An 18,057-nucleotide genomic window follows, 5' to 3' on the forward strand; every position below is an offset into this window, starting at 1 on the left:
TATGAACTTTTCAAGCGTTAACGGATTCACGCACTGAAGAGTTGCATGGCAGCAGGCCAAATAAAGCGGCATGGATCCGCCGCCCGGTCCCCGATGCCCTTCCACGGTTAAAATGCATAGAACACCACCTTCCACTTGAAAGCGCTTAAATTATACATCATCCGGGCGGGCTTGTACATGTTTTGGTGGATCATTTCCAATTCTCGGCATCAGATTCAGGTCGTGATCACAGACTGGCGATATTCCTGCCTCCACACCTGCACCAACCGGGCCCCCGCTGAATCTTGTAGGATAAGGGCCGTGTGATCCTTGAATGTCGATTTTTGTGCAAAAGAAAAACCGCCCTATATGGCGGCGTGGCTCGTTGCTGTGATGTCCTGTCGTGTCCAGTTCATTCCGGACTCGAAGGTCCTTCCTTGGCTCGGGAATTCTTCTCCTGATGGTAATCTTCCCAGAGCGGAGCGATGTAGTGTTCCAACGTGTTCACGAGCTCATTTCTCCGGCCTTCTTCGATATTGACCGTGTCATTTAAAATATCGTTTCGAATCCGGATGAGCACAAATAGTGGGGGTAATGCCACCTCGCGCAGTGCCTGAATCATGTGTTCTTCTTGGGACGAAATATCCATCACGGCATCTTCCTTTTCTATTCGGGATGACCTCATTATAAACCGTGACATTAATGTCAGGGTCAAGCGAAAATAAAGCCGCAGTCCAACGATGCCACCCGTTCCCTTCGCTGCTTCCGCGCCCCCTGGGCATCCGCCCGTTTCCGCTCCTATCCCTGTCTACCGGGCTAACGTCCATACATTATGTTTGCCCAGCACATACAGTATAGTAAATCATTCCAAAAAGGAAAGTGATATCATGCCTGAGCATTACTATCATAAGTCAAAGGCAAAGCCCAAAGCTGATCACCGCTCGCTGAACGAATTTGCCTCCCCATATCCGCAGTCCCCGTATCCCGGTATTCAAGGCTATCCCGATTTTGGAGCACCCGGCGGATTACCCGGCGGCGCTCCCGGGTTTGTGCCTTATTACGGGCCGGAAGGGCTGGCTGGTACAGCCGAGGTCATCCCGCCGGTATCTGCAGCCGCCTCCGCTGCTCCCGCGGCCGCCGCAGCCGCAGCCGCCGCACCGGTCGCCGCCGCAGCCGAAACCGCCAAGACCGGCTTCTCCCTCGCCCAGCTCGGCGACCTCAAGGGACTGATCGACCGGGTGGGCGGCATCGACGGCATCGTGAACTCCGTCGGTAAGTTCCAGAAGGTGATGACCGGTATGCAGCAGATCGCCCCAATGTTTAAGCTGTTCGCGGGTCTCGGTAAAGGCAAGACCAACAGCAGCAATGATGGAGAGTACAGACCCCGCCGGAAGAAGAAGTCCAAAAAGTCGACTTCCAAGAAAAAATCGTCGTCGAAGAAGAGCTCGTCGAAAAAAACTTCCAAGAAGAAGCGCAGCTGACGTTAAAAAAGCCACCACCATTGCCGTTTAAGCCGAACGAAGCCTTCATGGTGTTGATCCATCATCCACTGTACCGATACCCTCATGACGTCCGATTTTACCGAAAGAATGACGATGTTCCCTCTTCGCCACCATATCATTGCCCAAAGAACATACAAGCGCCAGGTCCCAAGCGCAGAAGTCTCTCCACTTCCGTGCCTGGCCTGGCGCATTCCGTTCTACTATACGTGATCTTATCCTGTCGGTCCGTTCTAATTTACCCTGCCCTGGCCGATTGCCCTGTTCTACCTTGCCATACTCTTGGCCTGACGCAACCCTTTATGGCCCCTAAACCTATTTGAACCAACCGCGCTTCGTGAACCATAGCACCATGCCCGCCCCCAGCACGAACATGAGCAGCATGACGGCGGGGTAGCCGTACTTCCAGTGCAGCTCGGGCATATCGACGAAATTCATGCCGTAGATGCCGGCGATGAGCGTCAGCGGCATGAAGATGACGGTAATGACCGTCAGCGTCTTCATGATCGCGTTCGCCCGGTTGGAATTGAGCGAGATGTAGCTGTCGCGCAGGTCGGCGGTCATTTCGCGGTCGGCCTCGATCATGTCGGTCAGCTTAAGCAGGTGGTCGTAGATATCGGCAAAATACACCTTATGCTCGTTGTTGTTCTGGACATGCTGGGAGTTGACGACCCGGTACAGCAGATCGCGCATCGGCACGATCGTCCGCCGCAGCTTCAGCAGCCGGCCGCGCAGGTCGAACACCTGGTTCATCAGCTCCTCGACCGACTCTTTGCCGCCGCGGTTCTCCAGGTCGGCCAGCTCATCCTCGATTTTGTATAAGCTCGGAAAATAGCGGTCCACCAGGTGGTCCATAACGGTATAGGCGCAGGAAACCGGGCCGCGCGCCCAGATTTTGCGGTCATGCGCGTGCTGGAGGATCTGATTCCAGGCATCGTCGACGACCGGCAGCTCTTTGAGATGAAAAGACACGAGCAGGTCATGCCCGAGGAAGAGGTCTACCTCATCAACCCCGAGGGTATCGGGATCAAGCGCATGCAGAACGAAGAACTGCAGATCCTCGTACATATCCAGCTTCGGCCGCTGCAGCACATGCATGCAGTCCTCGACCGCCAGCGGGTGAAAATGAAAATACGTATGTAAAAGGGCGGACTCCTCTTCGTTCGGACCGTTGAAATCCACCCACATCCAAGCATAGTCCTCCATCCGGGCTTCCTCCAGCGAAATTCCCGTCAGCACCTCATGGGAATGGGTAATGGCAAGCGTGCGTATCATCGGCGTTCAGCTAAGCTCCCCTCTAGCGGCTTGTGTTCCGGCTCCGGCAGAAGCGGAGCACCTCATATGTATGTTCTGATCTATCTTCGTATTGTACAGCATCCGTTCGAATGAAGTCACGCCGGCCTATTTTAACGTAACAAAAAAGCCAACCCTTTGACGATTGGCCCCCACTCTACTCCAAATGTGTACATCTATATATTGATATTTAAACAAGATTAGAAAAGGATTTTAAAGATAATACCCGCCAGCACCGCTGAAATCGGAATGGTAATGAACCAGGTGATGACGATTCTTCCGGCCAGCGACCATTTCACTTCGGAAAAGCGCTTCGCGCTGCCTACGCCTAAGATCGCGGACGTAATTGCGTGCGTCGTACTGACTGGCAGGTGCAGGAGCGTTGCCGTGAAGATGACGGAAGCGGACGAGAAGTCTGCCGCAAAGCCGTTGATCGGCTCGATTTTAAAAATTTTCGTGCCCATCGTCTTGATGATTTTCCAGCCGCCGATGGACGTGCCGAGCGCCATGGAGGTCGCCGCAGCGATTTTAACCCAGAGCGGAACTTCGAGCGTCTCCAGCCGGCCCGATGTCACCAGTGCAAGAGTGATGATCCCCATTGCCTTCTGCGCATCGTTGGTGCCGTGCGTGAACGACTGCAGCGCCGCCGTAATGATCTGCATGAACCGGAAGCCTTTATTAACCGTATGCGGGCTGCGTTTGGCAAAGATCCACTTCAGAATCGTCATGACAATATATCCGATCACAAATGCGATGAGTGGCGATAACAGCAAGCCTTCCACAATTTCCGTAAAACCGCTCCACTTGATATGGCTTGCGCCTGCTCCGACATAAACCGCTCCGGCCAGCGCACCGATGAGTGCGTGCGACGAGGAGGACGGAATGCCGAGCCACCAGGTGACGAGGTTCCAAATGATCGCCGCCAGCAGCGTGGCTATGACAACTTCGAGCCCGTTGTCCAGCGTGGAGGGGTCGGTGACACTGCCGCCGATCTTCTTCGCAACGCCCGTGAACATAATTGCGCCGACAAAGTTCATAACCGCCGCCAGAAGGATTGCTGTCCGCGGCTTCAGCGCCCGTGTCGATACGGACGTGGCGATCGCGTTCGCCGTGTCGTGGAAACCGTTGATAAAGTCAAACGCCAGCGCCAGAATGATGACTATGGTAAGTACAAATAATGATGTCTCCATGTGTCTCCAAAACCCCTTACGAGTTGCTCATAATGATCGATTCCAGCATGTTGGCCACGTCTTCGCAAGCGTCGGTGGTCGTCTCAAGGCGTTCGTAAATTTCCTTGCGCTTGATCAGCTCGATCGGATCGGTCACTTTCGCAAACAGCTCTTTAATACAGATGCGCAGCAGCTCGTCGCCCTGGTTCTCCAGGTCGTTCAGGCGGATCGTATATTCACGCATGGCCAGCAGCTTCTTCTGGGACAGCAGGTGGATCGCCTTCTGAATCTCGTATGCCGACTGGCGCAGAATTTCCGCGAATTGCACGATATACTCATCCGGATCCGGGAGATGGTACATGTCGAAACGGGAAGCGCAGGCTTCCAGCCCGTCCATCACATCATCCATGGTGGTTGTCAGGTCCATGATGTCGTCACGTTCGATGGGCGTAATGAATGTCTTGTTGAGTTCTGTAATAATCGTGTGCGTGTAATCGTCACATTGCGACTCGAATCTCTTCATTTCGTTGGCAAAAACAAGCACATCTTGCAGATTGGCCACATGCTGGGTGAAATAATCGGCAGCCTGAACAATCGTATCGGCCATATTCTCCAGGGTTTGGAAAAATATGTCCTTTTTCTTCAATCTCATACGATAACCCCTTTACATAAGTTTGCATAAACACCGCAAAAACATGAGAATGACAACCCTTGTTATCTTATCAATCCGTCCTACGGTTTGTAAAGATAAGCGGCTTTCAATTTTAATGCAATGTAAACTCGCTGCCGAATTTATATATTAAACTTACCCATTCCCTACCAAAATATCCGGAAGGTTGACAATTCCCGCAAGGATTCGCCATCCTTTTCCTCTTTTACCCTCATTTGAGAAGCTGCAGATGGCTGTCGAAAGATGGCGCATTCGGCACAATGTTAAAATACGTAGTCCCCGGGTACAGCGGCACCTCTTGGCCGTCTTTTACAAAGCGGATGACATCCCCTTTGGCGCGCACCCACTCGCCCTCCAGCACCTTGCCCCGCTGCAGCAGCACGGCCTTGCCGCCGGAAGATACGTCGATGTCGAGCCGGCCCACATCGTCCAGCACCTTCTGGTCGGCGCCCAGCACGATGACGTTCGCCGCGGTCAGCTGCTCGTTGTTGTTGAGGTCGATATGCGGCTTGCCGTTAATGAAGCGCTGATAGAGCTTGGTGGCAGTATCATATTTATAGGAAACTTTATAGCTCTGGAGCAAAAAGGTAACGTCGACGCCCGCAGCGTCCTCGCCCCCGGGAATGCTGTCGTCCGCCGGATCGTGATAAGGATAGGATTTCAGCTCCACATGCTCCGCGTATCCGCGCTTGTCCGCTCCCTCGCGCAGCTTGTCCGCACTCGAATACAGATTATGCGGCGCTTTGCGGCTCTTGTCGCGCCAGAAGTACGGACCGGCGTTGCTGATCTCATCCAGGTCCTCCTTGTGCTGGCGCTGGATGATCGCGTAGGCGTCGTTGCTGCCTCCGGCGTGCACCAGTACGCCGCCGTAGCTCTCGCCCAGATCGATCAAATACGGACGGATGCTGCGGATCGGCCCGATCGTCTCTTCGGCGCCCCGGCTCTGGAAGATGCCGATCAGCCGCGTGATGCCGCCCTCCGCCAGCACCTCATACACGATGTCGGCCTGGGTCAGGCCCGACTGCGGCCGCGCGGCCGGCGCGTTGTTGATCATCACCGCCAGCGGCCTCATGTCTGCCGGCTGCTCCACCGGCAGCCCCGTCAGCGGCGCCGTATAGGCGGCCGGCTCCTGCTCCGCCGCTTCCGGCGGCGCGGTCTCCTCCGGCGCCGGCTCGTCCTGCGCCGGCTGCTGTTCGCCGGCGGCGGGCGGCTGCGGCGCCTCCGCCGCTTTCTCGGTGCAGGCGGCCAAGAGCGCGCCGCTCAGCGTCAGGCACAGCAGCGTGCCTGCCATCCTCCTCCAGCCCGTATTCCACGTATCGTTCATTCGCCTTAAGCTCATCCCTTCCTCGTAAACTCCCGGTCATCCCCTGCTGTCTTGGTGCGGCTCTTCCGCACTTGCCTGTCCTTTCCATTTAATCACAAAAGGGCGGTATCTGTCTGTGTTTTCAGGCAGATTGACGCACGCATTGCAAGGGAGCATAGGCACAGCCAGAAGAGATCCCGTTACAGAGGAGGCATTTACACCGGACAACGTTACACTGAAGGTTATTCGGTTTTTCGTTCTCCCGGAACATCCCATATTTCGGAGAGTTCCAGCTTAGTGTTCGAAGCTTAAACATAACTGAAATCTTTTTTGTGATTTTGTTGGATCTGTGATGTATATCACAGTTATTGTGAAATTTTTCACTTATAATAAAGACATCAAAGATGATCATCTTCCAAAAGCAACATAACCTAAAGAAAATAAAGGAGTGGAGCAAATCATGTTCAACCATTGGCTTAGAAATCACAAAGTAGCAAGCTGGCTGCTGACCGTCGTCCGGATCTACCTGGGGTACAGCTGGATCAAGGGCGGTATCGAGAAACTGACCGGAGGCTTCGATGCAGGCGGATTCCTGCAGGGGGCCATTGCCAAGAGCACCGGTGATCACCCGGCCGTTCAAGGCTGGTGGGCCGCCTTCCTGGAGCACGCTGCCCTGCCGGGCGTCAAATTCTTCAACGTCCTGATCCCGCTCGGCGAAACGTTGGTTGGCCTGGGACTGATCCTTGGCACCTTCACCACCTTCGCCGCTCTGATGGGCATGGTGATGAATGCGGCGTTCCTCTTCTCGGGCACCGTAAGCACCAACGCGCAAATGCTGCTGCTTGAAATGTTCATCGTCGTCGCTGCCGCCAACGCCGGCCGTATCGGTCTCGACCGCTGGGTACTGCCTTACCTCCGCGGCCTGTTCCACCGGCATCATGACGGTATGGATCCCACTCCGGCACCCGCCCCAGGCATAAATGGCAAGAGCAAGGGCGCCGCTTAACTTCAGGAGCAAGCGGGCGGCCTGCAACCAGCACCGTCCACTCGGCTGAACGCGAATCCCGCGGACGGGCCGAGTGGACGGATGCGGACCGCACTGCTTTCCCCATATACTGCTTTTGAACGTTCCCCCGTTCAAACAAGAAACGAGCCGGCAAGGAAGCCGGCTCGTTTATATTTTACAGGACTATCGGCGTTTCGCCGGTCCACTTCAATATGCAATCTTGCTGCAAGGGTCAAGACCCGCCGAACATCCAGCAGTTCAGGCTGAGGCTTCCATATTGGTACGTCTGGATCAGCCGTTTGGCCTTCGCCTCGTCGCTCGCCGCACCCATCGCGTAGAACAGCGGAGCGAAATGCTCGGTCCCGTATGACGGAACAGCTTCGCGCGCATGCGGTGCTTTTTTGTCGTAGTTAAACAGCTCTTTCAGGTTCCAGGTCTCCAGATTCCGGGCAATCCATTCGTCGAATTCGACCGCCCAGTCTTCCGGTTCATCACTCTGGCTGATCAGCCGGAGGTTGTGAACGAGGCCGCCGCTGCCGATGATCAGAATGTTCTCCCGCCGCAGCTCCTTCAGCATCGCCCCAATAGCGTACTGCTCCTCAGGTGACCGCCGTGAATCCACGGACAGCTCAATGACCGGGATGTCCGCGTTCGGGTACATTTTGCTCAGGATGACCCAGGCGCCATGGTCCAGACCGCGTCCCAGAACCGGCTCGTAATGCAGGTTGCCCGCTTCGAACAGGCTGGCGATTCTCTGAGTGACGGCTGCCGACCCTTTAGCCGGGTAACGGAGCTCGTACATCGCTTCAGGAAATCCGTAAAAGTCATGCATCGTATCGTGAGATTCGTCCACTGTCATCGATTGCTCAGGACTGTCCCAATGTGCCGAGAAGACGACGATGGCTTCCGGGGCAGGCAGATCCCGTCCCAGAGACTCCAAAAACCGTGAGTACTCGTGATCCTCCAAAGCGAGCATGGGTGAACCGTGGGCTACAAATAGTGCTGGTAATGTCATCGATGTCAACCTCCACACGCCAGTATACGTTGCTGATTCTATTGTAACGTGTATGCAGAGAGATTTCCAATTTCCGCCCGAACATAAGGTCCGTCTTCCGTCCGCCCGCCTTGGATCGCAGCCCCGCCTCGTTATCCACGCCTTTCATCCCTGGGCTCTGCCTCGGATGACCGAACCCCGTATCGTTCTAGATCATCCAGTGCTGCCATTCCTGCTGGACGGCTTCCTGGTCGTTCAGCCACTCCTTCGTGCAGTGGATCACCTGTCTGCGGTGGGGTCCCGAGGAATACGTATGGTCCGCCTGGAAAATGATCTCCTTGTCGCAGCGCCCCTCGTTGCGCATCCAGAACACCTTTTGATACAAGAACGCGTAGTCCACCGGAATGGTGTCGTCTGACGTTCCATGGATGATGAGCACGTCGCCGCCGAATTTCACCGCTTCCTGCAGCGGCTGATACTGGCCGAGCGAGTCGAAGAATCCTGGAGTGAAGTCATAGCCCAGGTAATCCGAGTACCCGGATTTCACCGCGGTGTCGTACACGTCTCTGCCGGTGATTTTCAAAATATCGCTGAGCGGATATCCGACCGAAGACCACAGCACCAGGCTCTTGACGCGGCGGTCGCGGACGGCCGTCAGAATAGCCACCACGCCCCCGAGGCTGTGCCCGATCAAGGTTACGCGCGTCGGATCGACATCCACGCAGCTCATGCCGTAGTCGAGCACCGTCCGGGTCTGGGCGATCATCGACTCCAGCCCTTCCATCCCGTAGCTCCCGCTGCTCTCGCCGCATCCGGCATAGTCGAAGCGCAGCACCATGTATCCTTCCCGCGCCAGCTCGCGCGCGGTCTTCACGAACAGCCGGTCCACACCGATCCGGCTCCCGACGAACCCGTGGCAGATGATCACCAGCGGAACGCGGTCCTTGCACCGGCCTTCCTTGCCTTCCTGTTTCACCGGATAATGCAGGCTCGCCGCCAGCTCCTCCTGCCCGTGCCGGATCGTAATATTCCGCTCCATCATAACTCCCCCGTCCCCCGAAAAATTATATCATGATAATTCCGATAAGTTTAATGTGATATTGGAATTATCTTATCACCACGGGGTGGAGAGTGTCAATTGAAAAAGCATCTGATGCCCTTTATTCGTAACTGCGGCGGAACATCGAATGGGTTTCCTCCCGGCCTTCCCAACCGGTCAGCAGGCTGTTCTCCGGATTGGCTTCCAGCACGTTCTGCGGATGCCAGCCGCCACGCTCCTCTTTGGACTCCGGCTCATTAAGCCATCCGAAAGCTTCGATCGGTTCCTCGGCCATTTCGCTCGTGAATTCACCCGCTGTCCGGGGCCCGATTCCGTTATCTTCAGCCGCCGGGCCTACGCCCCGCATGCCGTTACCGACATCGACCGGACCTACGCCCCGAAGCTCGTGATCGCTGGGACGATTCATTTGCCCTGCTTGCTGCCCGGGTACAGACGGCTCACTGCCGTCTTTTCCCTTCGTCAATGCCTGTTCGGCGGCTGCTTCGGATCCGTTCAGTGACCCCAGCGCGGCCATTTCCACGATCCATCCTCTGCTCTTGCTGTCCCACACATATTTCTGCTTAAAGTTGTCGCTCACGACAAGGTCACCCCCTGGTCAGATTAAAAAATTTGGTGCATATTGACCTATTGTCACGCGCAGCCGCGCGGATTATTCGAAGGTCTCTAAATGTTCACAATTGAGGAGACGGAAGCGTAACTGCCGGGCTGCGGGACATTGCTGCAGACCATCGCTGCGCCTCATATGAGGCCCTGCCTGCATGGAAACCAGACGCGTGGCAGAAACTAAGCCAACTTATTATTTTACGAGGGGATGGATCATTCATGTGGGACCATGTCATGACGTTTGCCCAGGAAAAACCGCTGTCGATCGTCCTGATCGTCTGCGTCATTATCGCCATCATCTATGTGGCAGTGCACTATGAAATGCTCTTTTTCAAGGAATAGAGGGGCGGCGTCCCTGCGGGGCTGCCTTGCAAACGGCCGGGGCTGTTCCTATACTTGTTGTATATGGAGGAGCGTGCAGAATGACGATCAAGCAAATGATTCAAGAAAATAACCGGCTGCGCGAACGCATGACTCCGGCGAACCGGGATTACGTGGAGGACGTCATCATCGCGGTGCGCAGCACTCGGGCCAACCGGCAGCAGGCCGAGAAGAAGCTGCTCGAAGTGGCTTCGGACGTGCTGAAGGCTCAGGAGACCGGCCGTACGGCGTCCCAGCTGTATGGCGAAGATCCGGCGGAGTATGCCCGCAGCATCACGGATGGGCTGCCGAAGCGCAAAGCCATCGAGGGAGCCGCTTATTACATCCTGATTCCTTGGGCAGCGTTCACGTTTCTGTTTTTGGTTGAGGCGGTGTTCGGATTGATCGCCGAGTGGAGCGGCTATGCAGGGGAACCGATCAATCGGATCAGCCTGCTGGCACTGATCGTGTTGGCTGTAGGCTCGATTCTGCTGACCGAGCTTGTCACCAAGACCCTGAATAAACCAGGCAGCGATGACGGCTCCGGCAAGCCCAAGATCGATTTGAAAGCGATCGGGGTGTACTTGATCATCCTGATCATCGTCATGATCATCGGGTTCTCGATGCGGACCATGCTGCCGGTCTTTACCGTCAACCCATGGGTCAGCCTGGTGATCGGATTGGTTGGCCTGGCCGGGCTGCGGTTTATTTTTCTAAGGAGAGGCTGATTCGGTAAACGAGGCTGACTGGATAAAGATGCCTTGTCCCAACGTTTGGAGTTAGCCTGAATAGCGGAAATCCCCTTTAAGCAGGCAGGTGCTGAATGGCAGCGCTGCGCTTGCTTGAAGGGGATTTTTCGTTTTTATAATATGCGGCAGTCTCTATGACCCACTCATATCCATCCGATAACCATTCCGGCCAAAGCACCGGCAAGAACGACAACCCAAGGCGGCAGCTTCCAGAAGACAAGCAGGATAAACAGCACCAGGGCCAAGGCAAAATCAACCGGCGCCGTAATGGCCGTCGTCCAGATCGGAACATAGAATGCCGCTAACAAGATGCCGACCACCGCAGCGTTGATCCCGATCAGCGCACCTTGCACCCTGGGGCTGTTACGGAGGCTGTTCCAGAACGGCAGCGCTCCGGCAACCAGCAGAAAAGCGGGCAGGAAGATCGCGGTGGTTGCAATCACCGCACCGGTTATGCCGCCGGACATGGCACCGAGATACGCTGCAAAAGTAAACAGCGGGCCGGGAACGGCCTGCGCCGCTCCATAGCCGGCAAGGAAGTCCTCCGGACTCACCCACCCCGTCGGCACGACCTCGCGCTCCAGCAATGGCAAGACCACATGTCCGCCGCCAAACACCAATGACCCCGAGCGGTAGAAGCTGTCGAACATGGCCACCGATTCGATGTCAAACATTTGTCTTAGGAGCGGCAGCGCAACGAGCAGGCCGAAAAACAAAACAAGGCAGCCGATCGCGAAAGGTTTGCCCACCGGCATCCGCAGGCTCGGGCTGCCAGGATCCGGACTCTTCTTGTACAGCCACAGCCCGAGTATGCCTGCGGCGGCAATAATGAGCACTTGAGTATAGGCCGTCGGCCATAATAACACAAGCGCAGCAGAGCCGACGGCGATCGTGACCCGGTACCGGTCGGGGGTCAGTTTTTGACCCATGCCCAGCACTGCCTGAGCTACAATAGCGACAGCCACGATTTTAAGCCCATGAATCCAGCCTGCATTCGCGATATCGAAACCTTGAAGCAATAAGGCGAACAGAACCAGGACGATCACGGAGGGCAGCGTAAAGCCTAACCAGGCCATTACTCCGCCCCATAAGCCCGCCCGGAGGATTCCGATCCCGATTCCGACCTGGCTGCTTGCCGGACCGGGCAAGAACTGGCAGAGGGCTACAAGATCCGCATAGGTTTTTTCGTCCATCCACTTTCTGCGCCGAACGTATTCGTCATGGAAGTAACCTAAATGGGCAATCGGCCCGCCAAAGGAGGTCAGGCCTAATTTGGTGGAGACACGAAGCACCTCCCAGAGTGAGGCTGATTTTGCATTCGTAACCTCGAAGGGTTGTTGTGGTTCAGGGTTCAAGCCAATCGCTCCCTAACGTTATTTTTGTGGTGCTTGCTGCCGGTAAATCAAATTCATCATAATCGTTGTATGTTGTAGGTGGATTAAATGAGCATTAACCATCTGTCTCCAAATCAATCGCTAAAAGTTTACAAGTCGGAAACAAGTTGAGATCAAAGCGAAACAACCTTCGGGTAATATGATCATATACCAAAAAGGAGGTTGAACACATCATGAAAAAAACAGTTACCGCGGCCACAGCCGCTGCCCTTATGATTGCCCTTACCCTGCAAACCGGAGCCGGAGCGGTGCATGCCGCCACCGCGCAGCCTGCCGCTTCCAAAACGGCCGTCACGGCCGCCGTCTCGGCCAAAACGAAGCATGCCAACGCCATTTACAACCACATGATGGAGCTGCTGAAAAAACCTGCGAAGCAGGCAGAGGCACTGGCCTATATGGAGAAAAACATTTATCAGGTGACGCCGTATCAGGCGATGCTCATGGCCCTTAAGATGGAGAATGCTGAAAACGCCAATCTGGAAGCGTGGAACCAGAAATTTTACAAAGACAATGTACAGCGCAGCCTCATGAAGCTGATGAAGCAAGGCGACGACCTGACTTCCCTGATCAATAAGACGAGCGACAAAAACCTGAAGGCCCTCTTCAAAGGCGCCCGCGACAGCGGCTACCGTCTGGAGACGGCGGAAGGCATGTTCTATCTGGTGTTGGATTACCCGCGCTTCCAGAAGGTTCGCCCTTACGTGACCAACGATATCAAGCGCTATATCGATATCATGACGGCGGAGACGAAAGAGCGCTTTGCCAGTGATGCGGCGCTGTCGATCAGCTGGCAGGAAGTCATTAAGCGTGCCCAGACCCAGGAAGCGTTCGTGAAGTCGTATCCGAAATCCAACCGGGTGACCCAGGTCAAAGCGCTGTACCAGCTGTATTTGTCCATCAGCATGAACGGCCTCAACAACACGCCGATGTTCGACTATGTCAGCAAAAAAATCGATCCGAAGGCCAAAGCCGCGCTGGAAGCTGCCGTCAGCAAAGGAAACCCGGCCACGAGCGGTTACCTGAAACGCATCAAGGGATTCCTGGACGTCGTGAACAAAAACAACAACACCCTGACGCCGGAAGTCCGGAACTATATCAACTCCGCGCTGAAATAAAACCCTTCATCGGACGAAACATTTATCGGCTGAAACATCAACCGGATAAAAAATCGCCTATCGGCGTACATTCAAGAAGCCAGGCCTCTTTTAGCGGAAGTTCTAATTTGCGATATGAGGAAGCCATATCTAAATATGAAAAGGGAGACCGCTGCGATGGTTGCAGGGTCTCCCTTTGTTTGTGGTTATGTCAGCCGGAAGCGGAGTGCTCCCACATTACACGGTGTACCAATGGGGCGAGCATATCACCCACCGCTAGGTATCATCCGCTCTTTTAGATCAGCATGTTATACAGGCTGGAATCCTTGTTCAGCTCGGTATATTTGAGCCCTTTCCGGTTCATGCGCTCAATGAGCGGCTCATAATCCTCGCGGCTGTTCAGCTCGATGCCAACGAGCGCTGGTCCGTTCTCTTTGTTGTGCTTTTTCGTATACTCGAAGTTGGTGATGTCGTCTCCCGGCCCGAGCACATCTTCCAAAAACTCGCGGAGCGCGCCGGATCGCTGCGGGAAATTGATCATAAAATAGTGCTTGATGCCTTCGTACATGAGCGAGCGCTCCTTGATCTCCTGCATCCGGTCGATGTCGTTGTTGCCGCCGCTGATGATGCAGACGACCGTCTTGCCGCGGATTTCATCCCGGTACAGGTCCAGCGCCGCGACCGGCAGCGAGCCTGCGGGCTCGACGACGATCGCATTTTCGTTGTACAGCTCCAGGATGGCCGTGCAGGCTTTGCCTTCCGGCACTTTGACGACGTCGTCGAGCAGGCGGGAGCAGATATCGTACGGGGTGTCGCCCACCCTTTTTACGGCAGCTCCGTCGACGAACTTGTCGATCTCGTCCAAGGTAACGACGCCCTGCTGAGCCAGCGCCTCGCTCATCGATGCCGCGCCTTCCGGTTCGACGCCGATCACCTTGGTCGCCGGGCTGACCGTCTTGATGTATGTCGCCACGCCAGCCGCCAGTCCGCCGCCGCCGATCGTGACAAATACATGGTCTGCGGCCGAATCCAGGCTTTCCATCACTTCCATCGCAATCGTACCATTACCCGCAATGATCTTCGGCTCATCAAACGGATGGATAAACGTCATGCCCTCGCGGTCGCAGGCCTTGATCGCCTCTGCGTAGGCGTCGTCGAACGTGTCTCCGGTCAGAATGACTTCCACGTTACTGCCGCCAAAGCGCTTAACCTGCTTCACCTTCTGATTCGGGGTCGTGCTCGGCATGTAGATTTTCCCGTGAATATTCAGCGCATGGCAGGAAAAGGCCACCCCCTGCGCATGGTTGCCCGCACTCGCGCACACGATGCCCTTCGCCAGCTCCTCCGGCGACAGGCTGCGGATCATATTGTAGGCCCCACGGATCTTGAAGGAACGCACAACCTGCAGATCCTCCCTTTTCAAAAACACGTTGCAATCGTATCTCGCCGACAGGACCGGATCCCGCTGCAGCGGCGTCCGCACGATAACTTCCCGCAGGACGTGATGCGCCCGGACGATATCTTCCATGCTGACGGTCCGGGGCTTGTCTGCCGCGCTTCCTCTCTCAACGTTCATGACGGTGACTCCTTCGGCCCCAGCTGAAGGCTGAGCCTGCGTTTTCTTACCGGTATCTTTCATCTCTTGTTCTCTCCTCACTCCGCTAACCCTCTTTTTAAACGGAAGACTTCTTGGGGCTGATCTGCGGTGATAACGCCTCGCATCCATCTGTCGTTCTGGTGCGGCAATATCCCGCTTTTGGTATAAAAAAAGACCCTGCCCGCTGAAAAAAGCTTTCCCTAATATACGGCCTGTCTATTTGTAGCATGAAAGGATTGACGTTTTTTATTACTCAGTAACTTAACGCTTTTGCGGTTTTTTTTCAAGAGGCTCTCTCCCGGCGGGCGCCTATTTTTGATGGCGGTTTTCCCTATTTGCGCCAACCACCGGTTTGACAGCAAATAAAAAAGCCCTTCCACTCGCTCCGCGGTGGAAAGGCCATCAGCTACTGTTTTCCGGAAAGCCAATCGGTAAGCATGTCGACATCGGAGGCCGAGGCATGCCGCAGCGAAATTTTGTCTCCGGATTTACCGGACGCTACCGCCACTTTCAGCGTGGCCAGCTCTTTTCCCGCCTGGAATGGAGTCTGCGAGGTTTTGTGCCACTGTACCTTGGAAATCGGGATCAGTACGGTTTTCTCGGAAAAGCTCCCATAGCGGATGTGAAGCTGGTTCTCCTCCCGGCTCCAGGCCGCCTTCCGGTATTCCAAGGATGACGCTCCCCAGGCAAAGAGGGGAAGAACCCATGCAAGCCACCGCCAAATGCCGGGCGCGAGCAACCATGCGGCTGCCGCCAGCAGGATACAGATGAGGACGGGTAACACGGTATAGGAACGATAAGATTTACGGCCGACCGGGTTCCAGGTCTGCGGCAGGCGGAAGCCGGGCAGAAACGCTGCCATCCGCATCGGAAGCTCGTCATAACGGACAAGCGGGAACAAATCGACGGCCTTTTTCTCCTCATCCGAGCTGCCTGCGATGACCATTCGAACCGAAGCCCGGCGAAACAGCTTGTGCAGCGGGTTTTGGGTGATGCGGATCGCCTGAATCCGGTGCGGCTTGATGACGGTTCTTTTCCTTTCCAAAATCCCCCGCTCGATGGTTAGCGTGCGGCCCTCGGCCTCAACCCGAAAGCCGAACTCCAACAGGAAGGCGCCTGCAAACGCGAGCAGCCAGGAAAGGACCACCAGGATGACGATGAGCCCCGGGATTCCGAGGACCATCAGCCGCGGGGACAGCTGATCCCATATCGGCGTATCCCTCACCCATTCATCCCACAGCTTCAAGCCTCCCCCCACGATCACCATCCAGAGGATCGCGAATTTGCCGCTCGTTGTGCTTAGAATCAGCGTTTGGCCCAGTGACAGCCGCATGCTGTTCAGGGGAGCGGTGTTCGGCCGTTCAGCCTGAACAAGGGAATCACCGGACGACGACGTTTCCGACTTCGCCTCCTCCGGGTCCGCCATGCCGATCTCTCGCTGAATCCGGGCAGCTTCCGCTGCAGATATCGAACTGAGCACGGCCTCCGGCTCTTCTTTTCCCCCGGACGTCTCCATTTCCAAGCGAACGAGCCCGAACATTCGATCATACAGGCTGACCGTGATATCCAGGGATTGGATGCGTTCCTTGGTGATCCATATTTTTCGGCGGACCCACAGCCCTTGTTCCATATAAAGGACGCCGTCCTCCACCCGGTACACAAAACGGCGCCAGCGCAGCCAAGCGAAGACAATCAGCATGATCGCAGCCGCGGCAATGACGCAAACCGTCAGCACGATGCGGTCGATCTCTTTTCCAAATACGCGATGGATCAGAAAAATACAGAACGGGATCAAAGGCAGCAACCCTGCCAGTTCCTTCCCGGAATGAATCAGAAAGTACAGAATGGATACAGGATGCAGCCGCCTGTTGATCGTCAGGGGTCCTGGGTTAGAGCTCACCGTCCGTCCCTCCTGCCCAATCCGAAATCTGCTTGCGTATGTTCTCAGCTTCGTGCTCTGACAATGCAGGAATGCGATGGCTGCCGGCTGCGGTGGAGAACGTGACGGTGGATAGACCATAGATCTTCTGGATCGGCCCTTGCTTGGAGTCCACATGCTGAATACGTACCATCGGGATCAACGTTTTCCTACGCACCCAGACGCCGTGATTCAGCTCCACGTTCTTTTCCGTAATCTCATATCGCCAGAACCGGTATAGCAAACCGGGCAGCACCGCCAGCTCAAGCACGATGAACAACAGGACGGCGGCCGCACTCCATCCCGCAATCCATACAGGCCAGCCGTAAGCCATCGTCAGCCATAGAAGCCCAATGATCAGCACAACACTGATCGCGCTGGCGATCCACCCTTCCATTCTTCGCGCTTGTACAGCCCTCGGATCGATCCGTTTCATGACTTCCTTCCTCCTTCCGCAGACGAATCCGCTGGATGAGAGGGACGGTGGACGGCCGACAGAAACAGGTCGACAAGCTCCGCCGCGTATTCCGAAAGGTCCAGACCGGGGTTGACGAGCAGCTGGTTCGCGACGCCGTCAATGGCGCTGCGGATGGCCGCTGCAGCCACACGTTCGGAGCGTTTGGTAAACGCCTTGAACTCCCCGGTCTCCTGCCCCCATCGCAATATTTCGATAAGAGGCTCCAGGATCAAGTCATCGGAGGCGCCTCCGAACTTAAGCTTTCCGTCCGTCGTACGCGCATTCGTGACGACCTCCGTTAAAGCAACGATATAATCGCGGTGCGCACCCATAAATTCCAGGTTCGACTCGATATAAGCCTTCAGCATACCGCTTGGTGTCGTTTGCCCCTCGACTCGCGGAGACATGAAGCGCGCTCCGGCATCAAAGACCTCATGGACGATTTGCTCCATTAACTCATCCTTGCTGGCAAAATGGTAGGTGAACACGCCCTTGCTTACATTGGCACGCTTGACGATTTGTCCCACCGAGGCTTGGGCGTAACCAAGCTCAGCAATCGCATGGATCGCGACCTCCACGATCTGCTGCCTTCTCTTTGATTGTTCCATGGATTCCCCTGCCCCTCTTGGAAATCACCTGCTTCGTAGATTCCAACCGAATCGTACGACTGTACTAATTAGTTTAGTACGTGTGTACTAAACTGTCAATATCAAGGCGATTGATGCAGCATGGAACGGCTAGAAAGTTGGTAACTGGGGCAACTGAGGTCCTATACACCTTGAAGATCTCATCTATCATGATTCATGAATGTGTGGATTTATTGTGATGGTTAAACATAAAAAAAAGGCCCACGAAATAATGATGACAGTCAAGCTGTCACCAATTCATTGCTATAATCAAAGTACAAGCAGA

Annotated in this window: 18 protein-coding genes; 5 read left to right on the forward strand and 13 right to left on the reverse strand. The window is 55.3% G+C overall.

Annotated features, from left to right (window positions below; genetic code table 11):
- Window positions 1–391: 391 nt before the first annotated feature.
- The gene (locus FHS19_RS29955; RefSeq protein WP_183586170.1) at window positions 392–628 is read right to left on the reverse strand and encodes a hypothetical protein; all 237 of its coding nucleotides are present in this window, start codon (window positions 626–628) and stop codon (window positions 392–394) included.
- Window positions 629–866: 238 nt separating this feature from the next.
- Here FHS19_RS29955 and FHS19_RS29960 point away from each other — a divergent pair, with 238 nt between their 5' ends.
- A complete protein-coding gene (locus tag FHS19_RS29960; RefSeq protein ID WP_183586172.1) occupies window positions 867–1,460 on the forward strand; it encodes a hypothetical protein in 594 nt (197 codons plus the stop codon).
- A gap of 333 nt (window positions 1,461–1,793) precedes the next feature.
- Here FHS19_RS29960 and corA read toward each other — a convergent pair whose 3' ends face one another.
- From corA to FHS19_RS29980, 4 genes are all read right to left on the reverse strand, one after another.
- On the reverse strand, window positions 1,794–2,753 hold the full coding sequence (gene corA / locus FHS19_RS29965; protein WP_183586174.1) for a magnesium/cobalt transporter CorA: 960 nt from the start codon (window positions 2,751–2,753) through the stop codon (window positions 1,794–1,796).
- 218 nt (window positions 2,754–2,971) lie between these two features.
- Window positions 2,972–3,961 (reverse strand): inorganic phosphate transporter, encoded by a 990-nt coding sequence (locus tag FHS19_RS29970; RefSeq protein WP_183586176.1) that lies wholly within the window; start codon window positions 3,959–3,961, stop codon window positions 2,972–2,974.
- Window positions 3,962–3,977: 16 nt separating this feature from the next.
- Window positions 3,978–4,592 (reverse strand): DUF47 domain-containing protein, encoded by a 615-nt coding sequence (locus tag FHS19_RS29975; protein ID WP_183586179.1) that lies wholly within the window; start codon window positions 4,590–4,592, stop codon window positions 3,978–3,980.
- Window positions 4,593–4,821: 229 nt separating this feature from the next.
- On the reverse strand, window positions 4,822–5,934 hold the full coding sequence (locus FHS19_RS29980) for a DUF3048 domain-containing protein (RefSeq protein ID WP_246426890.1): 1,113 nt from the start codon (window positions 5,932–5,934) through the stop codon (window positions 4,822–4,824).
- Window positions 5,935–6,373: 439 nt separating this feature from the next.
- Between FHS19_RS29980 and FHS19_RS29985 the strand changes: the two genes are divergently transcribed.
- Window positions 6,374–6,919: a DoxX family protein gene (locus FHS19_RS29985; RefSeq protein WP_183586181.1), complete on the forward strand. Its 546-nt coding sequence runs from the start codon at window positions 6,374–6,376 to the stop codon at window positions 6,917–6,919.
- Between the two features lie 232 nt (window positions 6,920–7,151).
- Here FHS19_RS29985 and FHS19_RS29990 read toward each other — a convergent pair whose 3' ends face one another.
- The 3 genes from FHS19_RS29990 to FHS19_RS30000 form a co-directional block, all read right to left on the reverse strand.
- Entirely contained in the window at window positions 7,152–7,934 is a 783-nt protein-coding gene (locus FHS19_RS29990; protein WP_183586182.1) for a DODA-type extradiol aromatic ring-opening family dioxygenase, read from the reverse strand.
- A gap of 187 nt (window positions 7,935–8,121) precedes the next feature.
- The gene (locus FHS19_RS29995; RefSeq protein WP_105442485.1) at window positions 8,122–8,952 is read right to left on the reverse strand and encodes an alpha/beta hydrolase; all 831 of its coding nucleotides are present in this window, start codon (window positions 8,950–8,952) and stop codon (window positions 8,122–8,124) included.
- A gap of 121 nt (window positions 8,953–9,073) precedes the next feature.
- Window positions 9,074–9,550 (reverse strand): hypothetical protein, encoded by a 477-nt coding sequence (locus FHS19_RS30000; protein WP_183586184.1) that lies wholly within the window; start codon window positions 9,548–9,550, stop codon window positions 9,074–9,076.
- A 245-nt stretch (window positions 9,551–9,795) separates the two neighbouring features.
- On the opposite strand from FHS19_RS30000, the gene FHS19_RS35415 reads away from it, so the two are divergent.
- Together FHS19_RS35415 and FHS19_RS30005 are read left to right on the forward strand one after the other, a co-directional pair.
- The gene (locus FHS19_RS35415) at window positions 9,796–9,918 is read left to right on the forward strand and encodes a hypothetical protein (protein WP_256992987.1); all 123 of its coding nucleotides are present in this window, start codon (window positions 9,796–9,798) and stop codon (window positions 9,916–9,918) included.
- Window positions 9,919–9,998: 80 nt separating this feature from the next.
- Window positions 9,999–10,664 (forward strand): DUF1129 family protein, encoded by a 666-nt coding sequence (locus FHS19_RS30005; RefSeq protein ID WP_183586186.1) that lies wholly within the window; start codon window positions 9,999–10,001, stop codon window positions 10,662–10,664.
- 164 nt (window positions 10,665–10,828) lie between these two features.
- On the opposite strand, the gene FHS19_RS30010 is transcribed toward FHS19_RS30005, so the two are convergent.
- On the reverse strand, window positions 10,829–12,040 hold the full coding sequence (locus tag FHS19_RS30010; protein ID WP_183586188.1) for a chromate transporter: 1,212 nt from the start codon (window positions 12,038–12,040) through the stop codon (window positions 10,829–10,831).
- A 212-nt stretch (window positions 12,041–12,252) separates the two neighbouring features.
- Between FHS19_RS30010 and FHS19_RS30015 the strand changes: the two genes are divergently transcribed.
- Window positions 12,253–13,194 (forward strand): hypothetical protein, encoded by a 942-nt coding sequence (locus tag FHS19_RS30015; RefSeq protein ID WP_183586190.1) that lies wholly within the window; start codon window positions 12,253–12,255, stop codon window positions 13,192–13,194.
- Between the two features lie 274 nt (window positions 13,195–13,468).
- On the opposite strand, the gene ilvA is transcribed toward FHS19_RS30015, so the two are convergent.
- From ilvA to FHS19_RS30035, 4 genes are all read right to left on the reverse strand, one after another.
- On the reverse strand, window positions 13,469–14,749 hold the full coding sequence (ilvA, locus tag FHS19_RS30020) for a threonine ammonia-lyase IlvA (protein WP_183586344.1): 1,281 nt from the start codon (window positions 14,747–14,749) through the stop codon (window positions 13,469–13,471).
- A gap of 427 nt (window positions 14,750–15,176) precedes the next feature.
- Window positions 15,177–16,670, reverse strand: a complete 1,494-nt coding sequence (locus FHS19_RS30025; protein ID WP_183586198.1) for a PH domain-containing protein — start codon at window positions 16,668–16,670, stop codon at window positions 15,177–15,179.
- On the reverse strand, window positions 16,660–17,124 hold the full coding sequence (locus FHS19_RS30030) for a PH domain-containing protein (protein ID WP_183586206.1): 465 nt from the start codon (window positions 17,122–17,124) through the stop codon (window positions 16,660–16,662). The genes FHS19_RS30025 and FHS19_RS30030 overlap by 11 nt, the downstream gene beginning before the upstream one ends.
- Entirely contained in the window at window positions 17,121–17,753 is a 633-nt protein-coding gene (locus FHS19_RS30035) for a TetR/AcrR family transcriptional regulator (protein WP_183586208.1), read from the reverse strand. Before FHS19_RS30035 ends, FHS19_RS30030 begins: the two co-directional genes overlap by 4 nt.
- Between the last annotated feature and the right edge of the window lie 304 nt (window positions 17,754–18,057).

It is taken from the genome of Paenibacillus rhizosphaerae, assembly GCF_014192015.1.
In the GTDB taxonomy this organism is placed as follows: domain Bacteria; phylum Bacillota; class Bacilli; order Paenibacillales; family Paenibacillaceae; genus Paenibacillus_AQ; species Paenibacillus_AQ rhizosphaerae.

Bases quoted from the DNA above. Each gene is read 5' to 3' on its own strand.
- FHS19_RS30015 (WP_183586190.1), top strand. From the start codon at position 12,253: ATGAAAAAAACAGTTACCGCGGCCACAGCCGCTGCCCTTATGATTGCC.
- FHS19_RS30035 (WP_183586208.1), bottom strand. From the start codon at position 17,753: ATGGAACAATCAAAGAGAAGGCAGCAGATCGTGGAGGTCGCGATCCAT.
- FHS19_RS29970 (WP_183586176.1), bottom strand. From the start codon at position 3,961: ATGGAGACATCATTATTTGTACTTACCATAGTCATCATTCTGGCGCTG.
- FHS19_RS29980 (WP_246426890.1), bottom strand. From the start codon at position 5,934: ATGAACGATACGTGGAATACGGGCTGGAGGAGGATGGCAGGCACGCTG.
- FHS19_RS29955 (WP_183586170.1), bottom strand. From the start codon at position 628: ATGGATATTTCGTCCCAAGAAGAACACATGATTCAGGCACTGCGCGAG.
- FHS19_RS29975 (WP_183586179.1), bottom strand. From the start codon at position 4,592: ATGAGATTGAAGAAAAAGGACATATTTTTCCAAACCCTGGAGAATATG.
- FHS19_RS30030 (WP_183586206.1), bottom strand. From the start codon at position 17,124: ATGAAACGGATCGATCCGAGGGCTGTACAAGCGCGAAGAATGGAAGGG.
- FHS19_RS29960 (WP_183586172.1), top strand. From the start codon at position 867: ATGCCTGAGCATTACTATCATAAGTCAAAGGCAAAGCCCAAAGCTGAT.
- corA (WP_183586174.1), bottom strand. From the start codon at position 2,753: ATGATACGCACGCTTGCCATTACCCATTCCCATGAGGTGCTGACGGGA.
- FHS19_RS30005 (WP_183586186.1), top strand. From the start codon at position 9,999: ATGACGATCAAGCAAATGATTCAAGAAAATAACCGGCTGCGCGAACGC.
- FHS19_RS35415 (WP_256992987.1), top strand. From the start codon at position 9,796: ATGTGGGACCATGTCATGACGTTTGCCCAGGAAAAACCGCTGTCGATC.
- FHS19_RS29995 (WP_105442485.1), bottom strand. From the start codon at position 8,952: ATGGAGCGGAATATTACGATCCGGCACGGGCAGGAGGAGCTGGCGGCG.
- ilvA (WP_183586344.1), bottom strand. From the start codon at position 14,749: ATGAACGTTGAGAGAGGAAGCGCGGCAGACAAGCCCCGGACCGTCAGC.
- FHS19_RS29990 (WP_183586182.1), bottom strand. From the start codon at position 7,934: ATGACATTACCAGCACTATTTGTAGCCCACGGTTCACCCATGCTCGCT.
- FHS19_RS29985 (WP_183586181.1), top strand. From the start codon at position 6,374: ATGTTCAACCATTGGCTTAGAAATCACAAAGTAGCAAGCTGGCTGCTG.